We start from the raw sequence: 14,381 nt of genomic DNA, 5'->3' as shown, positions 1-14,381 counted from the left end.
AAGAAACGGGGAACATCCCATGCCTGCCAGAATCTCGCGTGCCGCCTACGCCCAGATGTATGGGCCGACTGTCGGCGACAAGGTCAGGCTGGCCGACACAGAACTCTTCATCGAGGTTGAAAAGGACCTCACCATCCACGGCGAAGAGGTAAAATTCGGCGGCGGCAAGGTGATCCGCGACGGCATGGGCCAGAGCCAGGTGTCCCGCGCCCAGGGCGCGGTCGACACCGTCATCACCAATGCTTTGGTGATCGATGCCAGCGCCGGCATCTTCAAGGCCGATATCGGTCTCAGGGACGGCCGCATCGCGGCCATCGGCAAGGCCGGCAACCCGGACACGCAGGACGGTGTCACCATCATCATCGGTCCCGGCACGGAAATCATCGCCGGCGAGGGCAAGATCCTGACCGCCGGCGGCTTTGACGCGCATATCCACTTCATCTGCCCGCAGCAGATCGAGGAAGCGCTGATGAGCGGCATCACCACTATGCTCGGCGGCGGCACCGGCCCGGCGCATGGCACGCTGGCCACCACCTGCACGCCGGGACCATGGCACATGGCGCGCATGATCCAGTCCTTCGATGCCTTTCCGATGAATATCGGCCTGTCGGGCAAGGGCAATGCCTCGCTGCCAGCGGCGCTGGAAGAAATGGTGCTGGGCGGCGCCTGCTCGCTGAAGCTGCACGAGGACTGGGGCACGACGCCGGCGGCGATCGACTGCTGCCTGTCAGTGGCCGACGATTACGACGTGCAGGTGATGATCCACACCGACACGCTGAACGAGTCAGGGTTTGTCGAAAACACCGTAGCGGCGATCAAGGGCCGCACCATCCACGCCTTCCACACCGAGGGTGCCGGCGGCGGCCATGCGCCCGACATCATCAAGGTCTGCGGCCTGCCCAACGTCATCCCGTCCTCGACCAATCCGACGCGACCCTACACGGTCAACACGCTGGCCGAGCATCTCGACATGCTGATGGTCTGCCATCATCTGTCGCCGTCGATCCCCGAGGACATCGCCTTCGCCGAAAGCCGCATCCGCAAGGAGACGATCGCCGCCGAGGATATCCTGCACGACATCGGCGCCTTCTCGATCATCTCGTCGGACAGTCAGGCCATGGGCCGTGTCGGCGAGGTCGCGATCCGCACCTGGCAGACCGCCGACAAGATGAAGCGCCAGCGCGGCTCGCTGCCGCAGGAGACAGGGAACAACGACAATTTCCGGGTCCGCCGCTACATCGCCAAATACACCATCAACCCGGCCATCGCGCATGGCCTGTCCAGGGATATCGGCTCGATCGCCGTCGGCAAGCGCGCCGATCTGGTGATATGGAACCCCGCCTTCTTCGGTGTGAAACCGGACATGGTGCTGATCGGCGGCATGATTGCCGCCGCCCCGATGGGCGACCCCAACGCCTCGATCCCGACGCCGCAGCCGATGCACTACCGGCCGATGTTCGGCGCCTATGGCAAGGCCAGGACCAACTCGTCGGTGACCTTCGTTTCGAAGGCAGCGCTCGAGTCGGGGCTGCATGGTCGGCTTGGCGTCGACAAGCAGTTCGTCGCCGTCGAAAACACCCGTGGCGGCATCGGCAAGCATTCCATGGTGCTCAACGACGCCACGCCGCATGTCGAGGTCGACCCCGAAACTTATGAGGTTCGGGCCGACGGCGAATTGCTCACCTGCGAGCCGGCAACGGTGCTGCCGATGGCGCAGCGGTATTTTCTGTTTTAAGGCCGCTTCCAGGTTAAGGTTCATGAATTCGGTCAAATGCCTCGACCGAAACCTGCGCGCATTTCGTCAACTGTTGGCGCAAAACCGTCTGCGGCTTGTCAACTTCGGCACCGACACTGTCCCGCTGGATCGCCTGATCGACCACGTCGTTTGCTTCCAACTTGGAAATCCGGGGCCTTTGGAGCAATATAGACTTCATGAATAAGATTTTTCGCAAACAGCAATTGACGCCCTATGAGGCCGACTATGCTCAGTGGTGCGCCGAGCAAGGCGCCCTGTTGCGCGAAGGTCGTCTATCCGACCTCGACCGCGAGAATCTTGCCGAGGAGATTGAGAGCTTGGGGCGGAGCGACAAAAGGGAAATTGCAAGCAGGCTTGGTACCTTGGTCCTTCACTTGCTCAAATGGGAGTTTCAGCCCGAGCAACGCAAAGCTGGATGGCTGCTGACAATCCGTGAACAGCGGCACCGAATTGATGATCTGCTCGATGAAAGCCCGAGCCTGAAAGCATATCCGGCGCAGAGGCTCGCACGAGAGTTCAAGATAGCAAGATTGAAGGCGCTGGACGAAACCGGCATGAGAGATCGCGATTTCCCGGTTGATTGCCCGTATGCGATCAGGGAAATTCTGGACCATGACTATTTTCCAGGCACGCCGTGGTCTTCCGACAAACTTATTCGCGAGTAGCAGAGAATTGGTCCGTCGCAGATATTTCATGACGTCGTGACCCATGGCCACCGAACTCGCCTCTGCCCACGACATCTTCCCGCATATCCGCATCGTCATGGGCATGGTGATCGGGCTTGGCGTCGCGCGCCTGCTGTCGGGGGTGGCGCGCATCGTCCAGCATCCCGGCCAATACCGGCTCTATCCCGTGCATCTGGCCTGGGTAGCCTCAGTGCTGTTGATGCTGGTGCATTTCTGGTGGTGGGAGTTCGGGCTCTACGCCATCGAGACATGGACCTTCGGCAAATACCTGTTCATCATCTTCTACGCGATCACGCTGTTCCTGCTCTGTGCGCTGCTGTTTCCGGATTCGATGCTGGACTACACCAGCTACGAGGATTTCTTCTATTCGCGCCGGGGCTGGTTCTTCGGCCTGCTGGGGGCGACCTATCTGCTCGATGTGGTCGATACGCTGCTGAAAGGACCGGAGCATTTTGCCCGCTTCGGTAACGAATATCTGTTCCGCACGCCGGTCTTCGTGGCGCTGTGCATCGCCGCGATCGTGGTGCGCGACCGTCGCTTCCACACCGCCTTTGTCGCGGCGGCGCTGATCTATCAGATATCGTTCATCCTGCGGCTCTTCGACACGATCGTATGACCGCGATGGATGGTCTAGAGTCCAGGGAAAGGCAGGATCCAACCATGTACAAGGCCATCGGATCGCGCGGATCCCGGGTCAGTCGCGTTCTCTGGATGCTCGAGGAGCTCGGGCAGCCCTATGAATTCGTCGAAGTCAAACTGCGCTCGCCGGAAGCCTATGCGCTCAATCCGTCGGGCAAGGTGCCGGTCCTCATCGACGGCGAGCTGACGGTGACGGATTCGGCGGCGATCTGCGTCTATCTCGCCGACAAGCACGCGGATAAAGGCATGGGCGCCAGTCCCGGCGTTGCCGGCCGGGCCGAGATGGATTCCTGGATGCATTTTGCCCAGAGCGAGTTCGAGGCGCCGCTATGGAACAAATTGCGCCACCGCTTCCTGCTACCGAAGGAGGTTCGGGTCGATGTCGGTCCCGCCGCTGCCTACGATTTCGCCTCGGAAGCCAAGGCGCTGGACCGCCGGCTCGGTGACAAGCCGTTTGCGCTCGGCAACCGGTTTTCCGCTGTTGACGTGCTGCTCGGCGACATGGGCAGCTGGGCGCGCGCCGGAAAATTCCCGATCGAATCCGAGCGCGTCAACGCCTATCTCGACCGGGTGCTTTCGCGCCCTGCCCGGGCGCGGGCGCAAGCCAATGGCGGAGCCATGAAATGAAACTCAACCTCAACACCGACTTCACCAAATTCCCACGCGCCGTTTCGATGCTACCTGCCGGCGCGGCCGGAACCATCGTGCCGTCCGGGCGCGCCGTTCTGCCTCATGACGAGCGGCATCTGCGCCGCCGCGCCATCGAACTGTCCGATGGCAGCAAGGTGCTGGTCGACCTGCCCGAACCCGTCGCCCTGAACGATGGCGACCGGCTGGTGCTGGAGGATGGCCGCCATGTCGAGATCATCGCGGCGCCGGAAGAGGTCTACGACATCCGCGCCCGCGACGGCGTGCATCTGACCGAGCTTGCCTGGCATATCGGCAACCGTCATCTCGCCGCGGGCATCGAGGCGGACCGTATCGTCATCCTGCGCGACCACGTCATCAAGGCGATGCTGGAGGGGCTTGGGGCCACGGTGCGCGAGGTTTCCGAGCCGTTCAAGCCGGTGCGCGGCGCCTATTCCAGCGGGCATGATCACGGCCATGCACATGCACATAGCCATGCCGAAGCGCATTCTCACTCGCATGGCGAATCGCATTCTCACTCACACAGCCATTCCCATGCCGGTCATCACCACGACCATGACTGACCAGCCTTCGAACATTGCGCTCTTGCGGCTGATGGCGTGGCTGTCGCCGGCCTTTCCGGTCGGCGGTTTTGCCTACAGTCATGGTCTCGAGCGCGCGGTGCATGACGGGCTGGTTGCCGATGCCGAGAGCCTGGCCAGCTGGCTGGAAACGCTGGTCGAGATGGGCTCGGGCTGGAACGATGCCGTGCTGTTTTCCGAGAGCTGGCGCCGCGCCCGCAACGACGGCGATCTCGACGAGGTCGCCGCCCTGGCCGAGGCGCTCTCCGGCTCGCGCGAACGCCATACCGAGACCATACTGCAAGGCGCGGCCTTCCTGAAAGCGGCTGCGGCCTGGCCCAATCCGGTGCTGAAGCGCTTGCCGGCCGAATGCGCCTATTGTGTCGTCGTCGGCGCCATTGCCGGCGGCAACGGCATTGCGCTGCAGGACGCGCTGTCCGCCTTCCTGCAAGCCTTCTTCTCCAACCTCGTGCAGGCGGCGATCAGGCTGGGTGTCGTCGGCCAGAGCGAGGCCACCACACTGCTGGCCGGCTTCGAGCCGCTGGCGCTTGCAACCGCCGACCGCGCGTCCCGGTCGACATTGGACGATCTCGGCGGCTGCGCCTTCGTCTCCGACGTCATGGCGATGAAGCACGAAGCTCAGTATTCGCGACTGTTCCGCTCATGATCCTTCTCGCTTTCGCGCTGTCCTTCGTCCTGCTGCTGATCACGGCGCTGCATGTCTATTGGGGCATTGGTGGTATCTGGCCGGGTCGGGATGCGGCCTCCTGCGCCCGCACGGTTGTCGGTTTTCGCGGCGTTGACGAAATGCCGACGCCCTTGGCCAGTTTCGCCGTTGCCGCCTGCCTTGGCCTGGCGACGCTCTGGCCGCTGGCGCTGATCGGCTTCTTTGCCTCGCCCTTCCCCAGAGAAGGCCTTGCAGCAACTTCGCTGCTCATCGGGCTGGTGTTTTTGGGGCGCGGCATTGCCGGCTTCACGCCGTGGTGGCGGCGGCTGGCGCCCGAGCAGCCTTTCGCGCGGCTCGATACCAGCTATTATTCGCCGCTCTGCCTGTTGATCGGGCTCGGCTTCGCAGTCCTTGCCATCATGGAGTTCCCGACATGACCCAAGCCAACGGTCCCCTTCGCATCGGTATTGGCGGCCCTGTCGGCTCCGGCAAAACGACGCTCACCGAAAAACTCTGCAAGGCGCTACGCGACGAGTTCTCCATCGCCGTCGTCACCAACGACATCTACACCAGGGAAGACGCCATGATGCTGGCCCGGCTGCAGGCGCTGCCGGAGGACCGCATCGTCGGCGTCGAGACCGGCGGCTGCCCGCATACCGCCATCCGCGAGGATGCCTCGATCAATCTGCAAGCGATCGCCGAGCTCAACCGGAAATTCCCCGATCTCGACATCATCTTCATCGAATCCGGCGGCGACAACCTTGCCGCCACCTTCTCGCCGGACCTTGCGGATCTGACACTCTATGTCATCTCGGTCTGCCAGGGCGAGGAGATCCCGCGCAAGGGCGGGCCGGCGATCACCCGCTCGGATTTCCTCATCATCAACAAGAGCGATCTGGCGCCCTATGTGAATGTCAATCTTGATGTGATGGAGAGCGACGCCGGTCGCATGCGCGGCAAGCGGCCGTTCGGCTTCACCGATCTGTCGCGCGGCAAGGGGCTGCGGGAGGTCATCGACTTCATCGTCGAGCATGGTGGGCTCAGGGCCGGCACCGCCACCAGCACGGCCGCCTGACAGTCAGCGGCTTCTCCCTGCACCAACCGAAACCCGTTGCGGGCCACCGTCGGTCGCGGCATTCTGGCCAAAACCGGAGGAATTTTCGATGAGCATCACCCGCCTGCACAAGGAGCCGCTGAGCAACCTGCCTTACTACGAAGAGCGCGTCGATCTCGCCGCCGCTTTCCGCTGGACAGCGCGGCTCAACATGCATGAGGCCGTGGCCAATCATTTCTCCCTGTCCGTCAACGACGACGGCACCAAATTCCTGATGAACCCGAACCAGGTGCATTTCTCGCGCATCAAGGCGAGCGATCTGCTGCTGATCGACGCCAACGATCCCGAAACGCTTTCCGGCCCCAACGCGCCCGACCCGACCGCCTGGGGCCTGCACGGCGCCATCCACCGCAACGTGCCGCATGCGCGTTGCGCCATGCATGTCCATTCGATCCACGCGACCGTGCTGGCCTCGCTCGCCGACTCGACTTTGCCGCCGATCGACCAGAATTCGGCGATGTTCTTCAACCGCCATGTCGTCGACGCGCATTATGGCGGGCTGGCCTTCGAGGAAGAGGGCGAGCGCTGCTCGCAGCTTCTCACCGACCCCAAGGTCAAGGTGATGGTGATGGGCAATCACGGCGTGATGGTGATCGGCGACACGGTCTCCGATGCCTTCAACCGCATGTTCTATTTCGAGCGTGCCGCCGAGACCTACATCAAGGCGCTGTGGACCGGCCGCCCGCTGCGCACGCTGTCCGACGCGATCGCCGAGAAAGCGGCGAGCGAAATGGATGACTATCCCGGCCAGGCCGAGCGTCATCTCGCCGAGCTGAAAGCGATCCTCGACGAGGAAGAGCCGGTCTACCGCAATTAGAGCCCGAGCTGAGCCCGCAATTCCTCGGCGCTGTTGATGACGATGGCGCCGGGCGGTCCTTGCATAGGCTTTTCCGGCCAGAAGATCGTCTTCATGCCCGCCGCCAGACCCGCCATGGCGCCCGGCCAGCTGTCGTCGACCGCCGCCGCGTGCGCGGGGTCGACACCGGCCAGATAGGCGGCGCGCAGGAAGGGCTCAGCGTGCGGCTTGCCTTCGCGTACGTCGTTGCGGCTGATCGTCTTCATGCCGGGATAGACAAGGCCGACCATGCGCAGATTGGCGTCGACGATCATCCGGTCCGAATTGGAGACCACCGCCTGTTGCACGCCAAGCGCTCGTAATTCGTTGAAGACCTCGATGGCGCCCGGGCGCGGCTTCAAGCCCTCGACCAGCGGCAGATAGTGCTCGTATTTGCGCATGATCCAATCGTCGAAGGGAAGATCGAGGCCGAATTCGTCGCGCATCATTTCATAGACCGGCCAGGCGGCGACGCCGAGCACGCGCTCATGCAGGTCGGCGGGCGGCTTGAGGCCGGCATTGCGCATCGCCGCCACCAGGGCTGCCTCGTGCAGCGGCTCACTGTCGACCAGCGTGCCGTCCATGTCCCAGAAAACCGCCTTCGGTGTCATGCAGCGCTCCTTTTGCGATCCCCTTAAAGGGTTTGCGCCGGGAGATAAACCGTCGGGATCACAGAAGGTGGCCGTGACTGGAACCGAAGCCGGCTTGCTCTCTGCGGTCAGAGATTGTCGGCGGGACAATCCCCGTCTCGCAGTTGCGAACAATTGCCCTTGATATTGACAATTGCGCAGACAGCCGTTCCCTGCGAAACTAAGAGTGGACCGCCCTGATGACCGGCGGCCTTGGGAGGCAGGACGTGAATACCCGGCAGGATGGCGGCAGCAACAGGCTGGACGACGCGGCGCGCGCCGGCTGGCTTTATTACGTTGCCGGCAACACACAGGACCAGATCGCCGCCACGCTCGGCATTTCGCGGCAGACGGCGCAGCGGCTGGTGTCGCTTGCGGTGTCGGAAGGCCTGATCAAGGTCCGTGTCGATCATCCGATCGCCAACTGCCTCGACCTCGCCGCCCGGCTGAAATCGCGTTTCGCGCTCGACCTGGTCGAGGTGGTGCCGAGCGATCCGAATTCATCCTCCACCACCATCGGCATCGCCGAGGCGGCGGCCGCCGAGATCGAGCGGCGGCTGCGCTCTCCGACGCCGATCGTCATGGGCATCGGCACCGGACGCACGCTGAAGGCGGCGATCGAACAATTGCCGCCGATGGAATGTCCGCAGCACAAGGTGGTGTCCTTGACGGGCAACATCTCGCCGGACGGTTCGGCCGCCTTCTACAACGTCATCTTCACAATGGCCGACCGGGTCAAGGCGCGCTCCTTCCCGATGCCGCTGCCGGTCATCGCCTCCTCGCCGCAGGAGCGCGAGATGCTGCTCAACCAGCCGATGATCCAGCCGACGCTGGCGCTTGCGGCGGAAGCCGACGTCACCTTCATCGGCATTGGCGACCTCGGTCCCAAGGCGCCGCTCTATGAGGACGGTTTCATTTCCGAAAGCGAGCTGAAAGCCCTGCAGAAGGCAGGCGGCATCGCCGAGATCGTCGGCTGGGTGTTCGATCGCGATGGCCGCATGATCGAAGGCATCACCAACGACCGCGTGTCGTCGGCATCGCTGCCGTCGCGTGAAAAATCGCTGGTCATCGCGCTGGCCATGGGTGAGCGCAAGCTGCCGGGAATCCTGGCAGCCGTGAACCGCCGGTTGGTCAATGGCCTCATCACCGATGAGCGGACGGCGACCGCCCTGCTGGCCAGCATCTGATCTGAAATCGCGGCCGCTCGTCGGATGCGGCCGCTGCTTTGCGATAAAGCCGACAATTCTATCTGTGCCTGCCAAAGGGGTCATTGCCATCAAGGAAACCGACGTCGCGCTGCAGATGCGGCGACAGGTCCCTGATGTCGAGATGCGCCCTTTTCCTGATCGCGAACCAGCCGAATCCGTCCGTAAGCCACGAAATCCAGCGGTGATCCGGAGCGGGAGTGCATTTTTGCTGCGCCATGGTCATGATCGTGAACCTTCGCTATCCTGAACCCGAATGACGGGTTGACACTGAATGTCGGTCTTGCCGGCCAGCTTTGCCAATCGAACGTCGATAAGGACCCATAAGGAGGCCTTATGCCGGATCTGAGCTCACCACAGCTTTCGCAACTCCCGCCGCTGCAAGCGATCCGGGTGTTCGAAGCCGTCGCCCGGCATCTTTCCTTCACCAAGGCAGCCGTGGAACTCGCCATGACACAGGCCGCTGTCAGCTATCAGATCAAGGTGCTGGAAGAGCGTGTCGGGTCACCGCTGTTCCTGCGCCGGCCGCGGCAGATCGAGCTGACCGAAGCCGGCCAACGGCTGGCACCGGCGGTCAGCGAGGCCTTTGCCATTCTCAGCCAGGCCTATGCCGCGGCGCGTGGCGGCGCGGACGGGCTGCTGTGCGTCACCACCGTGCTGACCTTTGCCTCGAACTGGCTGGCGCATCATCTGGGCTCGTTCCAGATGGCTCATCCCGCGCTTGCCGTACGGCTCGAAACATCGAGCCGGCTGACGGATTTCGCCCGTGAGGATACCGATATCGCCATCCGCTCGGGCGGCGGCAAATGGCCGGGCCTGGAGGCGCACAAACTGCTCGATGCCGATTTCACGCCGATGCTGAGCCCCACGCTCGCGGCGAGCATTGGCGGTATCAAGGAGCCAGCCGACCTGTTGCGGCTGCCGATCCTCGATCCCGGCGACATCTGGTGGACGCAATGGTTCGATGCTGCCGGCGTACAATCGCACGACCTTGCCAAGCGGCCCGGCAGCAGCATGGGCGCACAGGCCTATGAGGCCAACGCCGCCATAGCAGGCCATGGCGTGGCGATCCTGACCCGGGCGCTGTTCAAGGCGGAGCTCGCCGACGGCCGCCTGATCCAGCCCTTCGACATGGTCGGCGACGATGGCCATGCCTACTGGCTGGTCTATCCCGAGGCGCGCCGCAATGTGCCGAAGATCCGCGCCTTCCGCGACTGGCTGCTGGCCGAGATCGCCTGCTGACAGACGCTTTTCACCCGATTCAAGCCTCCACGCCTTCCTGTCCCGTCGCCTGATATCTGGCACGGGGGCTGCTTGTCGGCTGGCCGAGTGCTGCGCTGCAGCATCGAATCCGGCTTGACATAATTCATCTCAAGTGAGTAATTGCTCAAAGCCAAGGCAAATGCTCATCTTGGTTCATGGGAGGAATTTGATGAAACTGCGCACGCTCACCCTGGGCTTGTTGTCGGCCAGCGCTCTCGCTTTTGCCGCACATGCCGAATCCATCACCATCGCCACCGTCAACAATGGCGATATGGTCCGCATGCAGAAGCTGACCGAAGACTTCACCAAGGCGAACCCCGACATCCAGCTCAACTGGGTGACGCTCGAAGAGAACGTGCTGCGCGAGCGCGTCACCACCGACATCGCCACCAAGGGTGGCCAGTATGACGTGATGACCATCGGCACCTACGAAGTGCCGATCTGGGCCAAGCAGAGCTGGCTGCTGCCGCTCGACAAGCTCGGCGACGACTATGACGCCAAGGACATCATCCCGGCCATTGCCGGCGGACTTTCGGTCGACGGCAAGCTCTATGCCGCGCCCTTCTACGGCGAAAGCTCCTTCGTCATGTACCGCAAGGATTTGATGGAAAAGGCCGGGCTGAAGATGCCCGACGCGCCGACCTGGGACTTCATCAAGCAGGCCGCCGACAAGATGACCGATCGCGCCAATGGCGTGAACGGCGTGTGCCTGCGCGGCAAGGCCGGCTGGGGCGAGAACATGGCCTTCCTGACCGCCATGTCGAACTCCTTCGGCGCCCGCTGGTTCGACGAGAACTGGAAGCCGCAATTCGACCAACCCGAATGGAAGAACACGCTGCAATTCTATGTGGACCTGATGAAGGCCGACGGCCCCGAGGGCGCGTCCTCCAACGGCTTCAACGAAAACCTGGCGCTGTTCCAGCAGGGCAAATGCGGCATGTGGATCGACGCCACCGTCGCGGCGTCCTTCGTTTCGGACCCGAAGAACTCGACCGTCGCCGACAAGGTCGGCTATGCGCTCGCGCCCGACAATGGCCTGGGCAAGCGCGGCAACTGGCTGTGGGCCTGGTCACTGGCCATTCCCGCCGGCACCAAGAAGGCTGACGCCGCCGAGAAGTTCGTGTCCTGGGCGACCAGCAAGCATTACGCCGAGCTCGTCGCTTCGAAGGAAGGTTGGGCCAACGTTCCTCCGGGCACGCGCTCCTCGCTCTACGCCAATGCCGAGTACCAGAAGGCGGCTCCGTTCGCCAAGATGACGCTGGACTCGATCAACGCCGCCGACCCGACGCATCCGACCGTCAAGCCGGTGCCCTATGTCGGCGTCCAGTTCGTCGCCATCCCTGAGTTCCAGGGCCTTGGCACCACCGTCGGCCAGCTCTTCTCGGCAGCTCTTGCCGGCCAGTCGAGCGTCGACGATGCGCTGAAGCAGGCCCAGGACGCTGCCACCGCGGCAATGACCGAAGGCGGGTATATCAAGTAAGGCTCCTCCCGGTGCCGAATGCCGGTCGCGCACCATGACCGGCAGTGGCCGCCCGAGTCCCAGTTCGGGCGGCCATCTTCACAATCCTGGAATTTCTGGCACAACTCTAAAAATCTAGCTGACCTTTGGAGGGTGACCGTCATGGCTACTCAGCAGACCCGTTCGCTTGCCCGTTTCATGATGGCGCCATCCGTCGTGCTGCTGTTCGTCTGGATGATCGTGCCGCTGGTCATCACCCTCTGGTTCTCCTTCCAGCAGTACAATCCGCTCAACCCGATCCGCGATGGCTTCGTTGGTTTCTCCAACTACGCGCTGTTTTATTCCAACCCCGCCTTCCTGCAATCGATCCTCAACACGCTCACGCTGGTGGTCAGCGTGCTTCTGATCACGGTGATCGGCGGCATCCTGCTGGCGCTCTTGATCGACCAGCCGATGTGGGGACAGGGGATCGTGCGCATCCTTGTCATTTCACCGTTCTTCGTCATGCCGCCGGTGGCCGCATTGGTCTGGAAGAACATGATCATGCACCCGCAATACGGAGTGTTCGCCGACATAGCGCGCTTCTTCGGGGCGCAACCGATCGACTGGTTCGGGCAACATCCGATGACGGCGATCATTATCATCGTCGCCTGGCAGTGGCTGCCTTTCGCGACGCTGATCCTGTTGACCGCGCTGCAATCGCTCGACGGCGAACAGAAGGAAGCCGCCGAAATGGACGGCGCCGGCTTCATCAGCCGCTTCATCTATCTGACGCTGCCGCACATGTCGCGCGCCATCACCGTGGTCATCCTGATCCAGACGATCTTCCTGCTCTCGGTCTATGCCGAGATCCTGGTCACCACCAATGGCGGCCCCGGCTACGCCTCCACCAACCTGCCCTTCCTCGTCTACCAGAAGGCGCTGCTGGAGTTCAAAATCGGCCAGGCATCCGCGGGCGGTGTGATCGCCGTCATTCTCGCCAACATCGTCGCCTTCTTCGCCATGCGCGCGGTCGGCAAGAACCTCGACAAATAAGGGAGGACAAGATGGCACGCGCAGTCACCACCCAGCACAAGACCATCGCGACGGTAGCCGCCTGGATCGTCGCGCTGCTGATCTTCTTCCCGATCCTCTACACGATCATCACCTCGTTCAAGTCGGAACAGGAGGCGATCCAGGGCTTCGCCCTGATCCCGTCCGGGACATTCGAGAGTTATACCGAGGTTCAGGCGCAGAGCGGCTACTTCAAGTTCTTCTTCAATTCGGTGCTGCTCTCGGTCGGCTCGACCATCCTGGCCCTGCTGGTCGCCATTCCGGCGGCATGGTCGATGGCGTTCTCGCCGACCAAGCGGACCAAGGATATCCTGATGTGGATGCTGTCCACCAAGATGATGCCGGCGGTCGCGGTGCTGTTCCCGATCTACCTGATCTTCCGCGACACCGGCCTGCTCGACAGCCGCATCGGCCTGATGGTCATGCTGATGCTGATCAACCTGCCGATCGTGGTGTGGATGCTCTACACCTACTTCCGCGAGATCCCCGGCGAAATCCTGGAAGCGGCGCGCATGGACGGTGCCTCGCTTTGGAACGAGATCATCTATGTGCTGACCCCGATGGCGGTGCCCGGCATTGCCTCGACCATGCTCTTGAACATCATCCTGGCCTGGAACGAGGCGTTCTGGACGATCCGCCTGACCACCACGGATGCTGCTCCGCTCACCGCCTTCATCAGTTCCTTCTCCAGCCCGCAAGGCCTGTTCTGGGCCAAGCTTTCGGCGGCCTCGACGCTGGCGATCGCGCCGATCCTGATCATGGGCTGGTTCAGCCAGAAGCAGCTGGTGCGCGGCCTGACCTTTGGCGCCGTGAAGTAATACCGCCCCACGCAACCGACGACGGACAATAACCCCTCGGGGAGGAAACCATGGGAAACATCACGCTCAAGAACGTCTCCAAGTCCTTTGGATCGACGTCCATCATCCCCGGCCTCGACCTGGTGATCGAGAATGGCGAGTTCGTCGTCTTCGTCGGCCCGTCGGGTTGCGGCAAGTCCACGCTGCTGCGGCTGATCGCCGGGCTGGAGGACACCAGCGGCGGCACCATCAACATCGACGGCCGTGACGTCACCGGCGAGGCGCCGGCCAAGCGCAAGCTGGCCATGGTGTTCCAGTCCTACGCGCTCTATCCGCACATGACGGTGGCCAAGAACATCGGCTTCCCGCTGAAGATGGCCGGCGAAGACAAGGCCACCATCGACAAGAAGGTGGCAGACGCGGCGCGCGTGCTCAACCTCACCAACTACCTGGAACGCCGGCCCGGCCAGCTTTCCGGCGGCCAGCGCCAGCGCGTCGCCATCGGTCGTGCCATTGTGCGCCAGCCGACCGCCTTCCTGTTCGACGAACCGCTGTCCAACCTCGACGCGGCACTTCGCGGCACCATGCGGCTGGAAATCAGCGAGTTGCACCATCAGCTCAAGACCACCATGATCTACGTCACCCACGATCAGGTCGAAGCCATGACCATGGCCGACAAGATCGTGGTGCTGAATGCCGGCAATATCGAGCAGGTCGGCTCGCCGATGGAACTCTACAAGACGCCGAAGAACCTGTTTGTCGCCGGCTTCATCGGCTCGCCGAAGATGAACCTGATCGAGGGCGCGCCGGCGGCCAAATATAGCGCCAAGACCATCGGCATCCGTCCCGAACACATGGAAATCTCGACCACGGCAGGCGAATGGAAGGCCACCGTCGGCGTTGCCGAGCATCTGGGCTCCGACACGTTCCTACACGTTCAAGCTGACGGCGTCGGGCCGCTGACGGTGCGCGCCGACGGCGAACTCGCCGTCCATCACGGCGACACCATCTACCTCACGCCCGACAAGGCCAAGCTGCATCGCTTCGGTGCCGACGGAAAGGCAATGTGA

18 protein-coding genes are annotated in these 14,381 nt (G+C 62.8%); 15 read left to right on the top strand and 3 right to left on the bottom strand.

Translation table 11 applies throughout. The features are described from left to right. Positions 1 to 19: 19 nt before the first annotated feature. Positions 20 to 1,735 carry an urease subunit alpha gene (ureC, locus tag CKW40_RS27845; protein ID WP_095203045.1) on the top strand — a complete coding sequence of 572 codons (1,716 nt, stop codon included), beginning with the start codon at positions 20 to 22 and terminating at the stop codon, positions 1,733 to 1,735. Between the two features lie 13 nt (positions 1,736 to 1,748). Here the strand turns inward: ureC and CKW40_RS43925 are convergent, their stop codons facing one another. Beyond that, positions 1,749 to 1,895 carry a hypothetical protein gene (locus CKW40_RS43925; protein WP_179298135.1) on the bottom strand — a complete coding sequence of 49 codons (147 nt, stop codon included), beginning with the start codon at positions 1,893 to 1,895 and terminating at the stop codon, positions 1,749 to 1,751. A gap of 37 nt (positions 1,896 to 1,932) precedes the next feature. On the opposite strand from CKW40_RS43925, the gene CKW40_RS27840 reads away from it, so the two are divergent. The 8 genes from CKW40_RS27840 (at position 1,933) to CKW40_RS27805 (ending at position 6,887) form a co-directional block, all read left to right on the top strand. After that, positions 1,933 to 2,421 (top strand): DUF29 domain-containing protein, encoded by a 489-nt coding sequence (locus CKW40_RS27840; protein WP_095203148.1) that lies wholly within the window; start codon positions 1,933 to 1,935, stop codon positions 2,419 to 2,421. Between the two features lie 43 nt (positions 2,422 to 2,464). Continuing rightward, on the top strand, positions 2,465 to 3,058 hold the full coding sequence (locus CKW40_RS27835; protein ID WP_095203044.1) for a hypothetical protein: 594 nt from the start codon (positions 2,465 to 2,467) through the stop codon (positions 3,056 to 3,058). A 44-nt stretch (positions 3,059 to 3,102) separates the two neighbouring features. Then, a complete protein-coding gene (locus CKW40_RS27830; RefSeq protein WP_095203043.1) occupies positions 3,103 to 3,708 on the top strand; it encodes a glutathione S-transferase family protein in 606 nt (201 codons plus the stop codon). Next, positions 3,705 to 4,292: an urease accessory protein UreE gene (gene ureE / locus CKW40_RS27825; protein ID WP_095203042.1), complete on the top strand. Its 588-nt coding sequence runs from the start codon at positions 3,705 to 3,707 to the stop codon at positions 4,290 to 4,292. Before CKW40_RS27830 ends, ureE begins: the two co-directional genes overlap by 4 nt. Further along, entirely contained in the window at positions 4,285 to 4,956 is a 672-nt protein-coding gene (locus tag CKW40_RS27820) for an urease accessory protein UreF (RefSeq protein ID WP_095203147.1), read from the top strand. Before ureE ends, CKW40_RS27820 begins: the two co-directional genes overlap by 8 nt. After that, positions 4,953 to 5,393: a DUF3995 domain-containing protein gene (locus CKW40_RS27815; RefSeq protein WP_095203041.1), complete on the top strand. Its 441-nt coding sequence runs from the start codon at positions 4,953 to 4,955 to the stop codon at positions 5,391 to 5,393. The genes CKW40_RS27820 and CKW40_RS27815 overlap by 4 nt, the downstream gene beginning before the upstream one ends. After that, a complete protein-coding gene (gene ureG, locus CKW40_RS27810) occupies positions 5,390 to 6,031 on the top strand; it encodes an urease accessory protein UreG (RefSeq protein WP_095203040.1) in 642 nt (213 codons plus the stop codon). Before CKW40_RS27815 ends, ureG begins: the two co-directional genes overlap by 4 nt. An 88-nt stretch (positions 6,032 to 6,119) precedes the next feature. Continuing rightward, the gene (locus CKW40_RS27805; protein ID WP_095203039.1) at positions 6,120 to 6,887 is read left to right on the top strand and encodes a class II aldolase and adducin N-terminal domain-containing protein; all 768 of its coding nucleotides are present in this window, start codon (positions 6,120 to 6,122) and stop codon (positions 6,885 to 6,887) included. Here the strand turns inward: CKW40_RS27805 and CKW40_RS27800 are convergent. Next, positions 6,884 to 7,516: an HAD family hydrolase gene (locus CKW40_RS27800; protein ID WP_095203038.1), complete on the bottom strand. Its 633-nt coding sequence runs from the start codon at positions 7,514 to 7,516 to the stop codon at positions 6,884 to 6,886. The genes CKW40_RS27805 and CKW40_RS27800 overlap by 4 nt on opposite strands. Positions 7,517 to 7,761: 245 nt before the next feature. Here CKW40_RS27800 and CKW40_RS27795 point away from each other — a divergent pair, with 245 nt between their 5' ends. Next, the gene (locus tag CKW40_RS27795) at positions 7,762 to 8,721 is read left to right on the top strand and encodes a sugar-binding transcriptional regulator (RefSeq protein WP_095203146.1); all 960 of its coding nucleotides are present in this window, start codon (positions 7,762 to 7,764) and stop codon (positions 8,719 to 8,721) included. Positions 8,722 to 8,779: 58 nt separating this feature from the next. On the opposite strand, the gene CKW40_RS27790 is transcribed toward CKW40_RS27795, so the two are convergent. Beyond that, complete coding sequence (locus CKW40_RS27790; RefSeq protein WP_095203037.1) at positions 8,780 to 8,965, bottom strand: hypothetical protein; 186 nt, start codon at positions 8,963 to 8,965, stop codon at positions 8,780 to 8,782. Between the two features lie 110 nt (positions 8,966 to 9,075). Here CKW40_RS27790 and gcvA point away from each other — a divergent pair, with 110 nt between their 5' ends. The 5 genes from gcvA (at position 9,076) to CKW40_RS27765 (ending at position 14,381) form a co-directional block, all read left to right on the top strand. Beyond that, entirely contained in the window at positions 9,076 to 9,981 is a 906-nt protein-coding gene (gene gcvA, locus CKW40_RS27785) for a transcriptional regulator GcvA (protein ID WP_095203036.1), read from the top strand. 190 nt (positions 9,982 to 10,171) lie between these two features. Next, on the top strand, positions 10,172 to 11,482 hold the full coding sequence (locus CKW40_RS27780; RefSeq protein WP_095203035.1) for an ABC transporter substrate-binding protein: 1,311 nt from the start codon (positions 10,172 to 10,174) through the stop codon (positions 11,480 to 11,482). Positions 11,483 to 11,623: 141 nt separating this feature from the next. After that, positions 11,624 to 12,496 (top strand): carbohydrate ABC transporter permease, encoded by an 873-nt coding sequence (locus CKW40_RS27775; RefSeq protein ID WP_095203034.1) that lies wholly within the window; start codon positions 11,624 to 11,626, stop codon positions 12,494 to 12,496. Between the two features lie 11 nt (positions 12,497 to 12,507). Beyond that, complete coding sequence (locus tag CKW40_RS27770; RefSeq protein ID WP_095203033.1) at positions 12,508 to 13,332, top strand: carbohydrate ABC transporter permease; 825 nt, start codon at positions 12,508 to 12,510, stop codon at positions 13,330 to 13,332. 50 nt (positions 13,333 to 13,382) lie between these two features. Then, positions 13,383 to 14,381: an ABC transporter ATP-binding protein gene (locus tag CKW40_RS27765; RefSeq protein ID WP_095203032.1), complete on the top strand. Its 999-nt coding sequence runs from the start codon at positions 13,383 to 13,385 to the stop codon at positions 14,379 to 14,381.

Origin of the sequence: Mesorhizobium carmichaelinearum, from assembly GCF_900199455.1 — a bacterium.
GTDB lineage: Bacteria > Pseudomonadota > Alphaproteobacteria > Rhizobiales > Rhizobiaceae > Mesorhizobium > Mesorhizobium carmichaelinearum.
Note: the sequence above shows the minus strand (reverse complement) of the source record. Positions and strands in the feature narration are given on the sequence as shown.

Bases quoted from the DNA above. Each gene is read 5' to 3' on its own strand.
- ureC (WP_095203045.1), top strand. From the start codon at position 20: ATGCCTGCCAGAATCTCGCGTGCCGCCTACGCCCAGATGTATGGGCCG.
- CKW40_RS27840 (WP_095203148.1), top strand. From the start codon at position 1,933: ATGAATAAGATTTTTCGCAAACAGCAATTGACGCCCTATGAGGCCGAC.
- CKW40_RS27835 (WP_095203044.1), top strand. From the start codon at position 2,465: ATGGCCACCGAACTCGCCTCTGCCCACGACATCTTCCCGCATATCCGC.
- CKW40_RS27830 (WP_095203043.1), top strand. From the start codon at position 3,103: ATGTACAAGGCCATCGGATCGCGCGGATCCCGGGTCAGTCGCGTTCTC.
- ureE (WP_095203042.1), top strand. From the start codon at position 3,705: ATGAAACTCAACCTCAACACCGACTTCACCAAATTCCCACGCGCCGTT.
- CKW40_RS27820 (WP_095203147.1), top strand. From the start codon at position 4,285: ATGACTGACCAGCCTTCGAACATTGCGCTCTTGCGGCTGATGGCGTGG.
- CKW40_RS27815 (WP_095203041.1), top strand. From the start codon at position 4,953: ATGATCCTTCTCGCTTTCGCGCTGTCCTTCGTCCTGCTGCTGATCACG.
- ureG (WP_095203040.1), top strand. From the start codon at position 5,390: ATGACCCAAGCCAACGGTCCCCTTCGCATCGGTATTGGCGGCCCTGTC.
- CKW40_RS27805 (WP_095203039.1), top strand. From the start codon at position 6,120: ATGAGCATCACCCGCCTGCACAAGGAGCCGCTGAGCAACCTGCCTTAC.
- CKW40_RS27800 (WP_095203038.1), bottom strand. From the start codon at position 7,516: ATGACACCGAAGGCGGTTTTCTGGGACATGGACGGCACGCTGGTCGAC.
- CKW40_RS27790 (WP_095203037.1), bottom strand. From the start codon at position 8,965: ATGACCATGGCGCAGCAAAAATGCACTCCCGCTCCGGATCACCGCTGG.
- gcvA (WP_095203036.1), top strand. From the start codon at position 9,076: ATGCCGGATCTGAGCTCACCACAGCTTTCGCAACTCCCGCCGCTGCAA.
- CKW40_RS27780 (WP_095203035.1), top strand. From the start codon at position 10,172: ATGAAACTGCGCACGCTCACCCTGGGCTTGTTGTCGGCCAGCGCTCTC.
- CKW40_RS27775 (WP_095203034.1), top strand. From the start codon at position 11,624: ATGGCTACTCAGCAGACCCGTTCGCTTGCCCGTTTCATGATGGCGCCA.
- CKW40_RS27770 (WP_095203033.1), top strand. From the start codon at position 12,508: ATGGCACGCGCAGTCACCACCCAGCACAAGACCATCGCGACGGTAGCC.
- CKW40_RS27765 (WP_095203032.1), top strand. From the start codon at position 13,383: ATGGGAAACATCACGCTCAAGAACGTCTCCAAGTCCTTTGGATCGACG.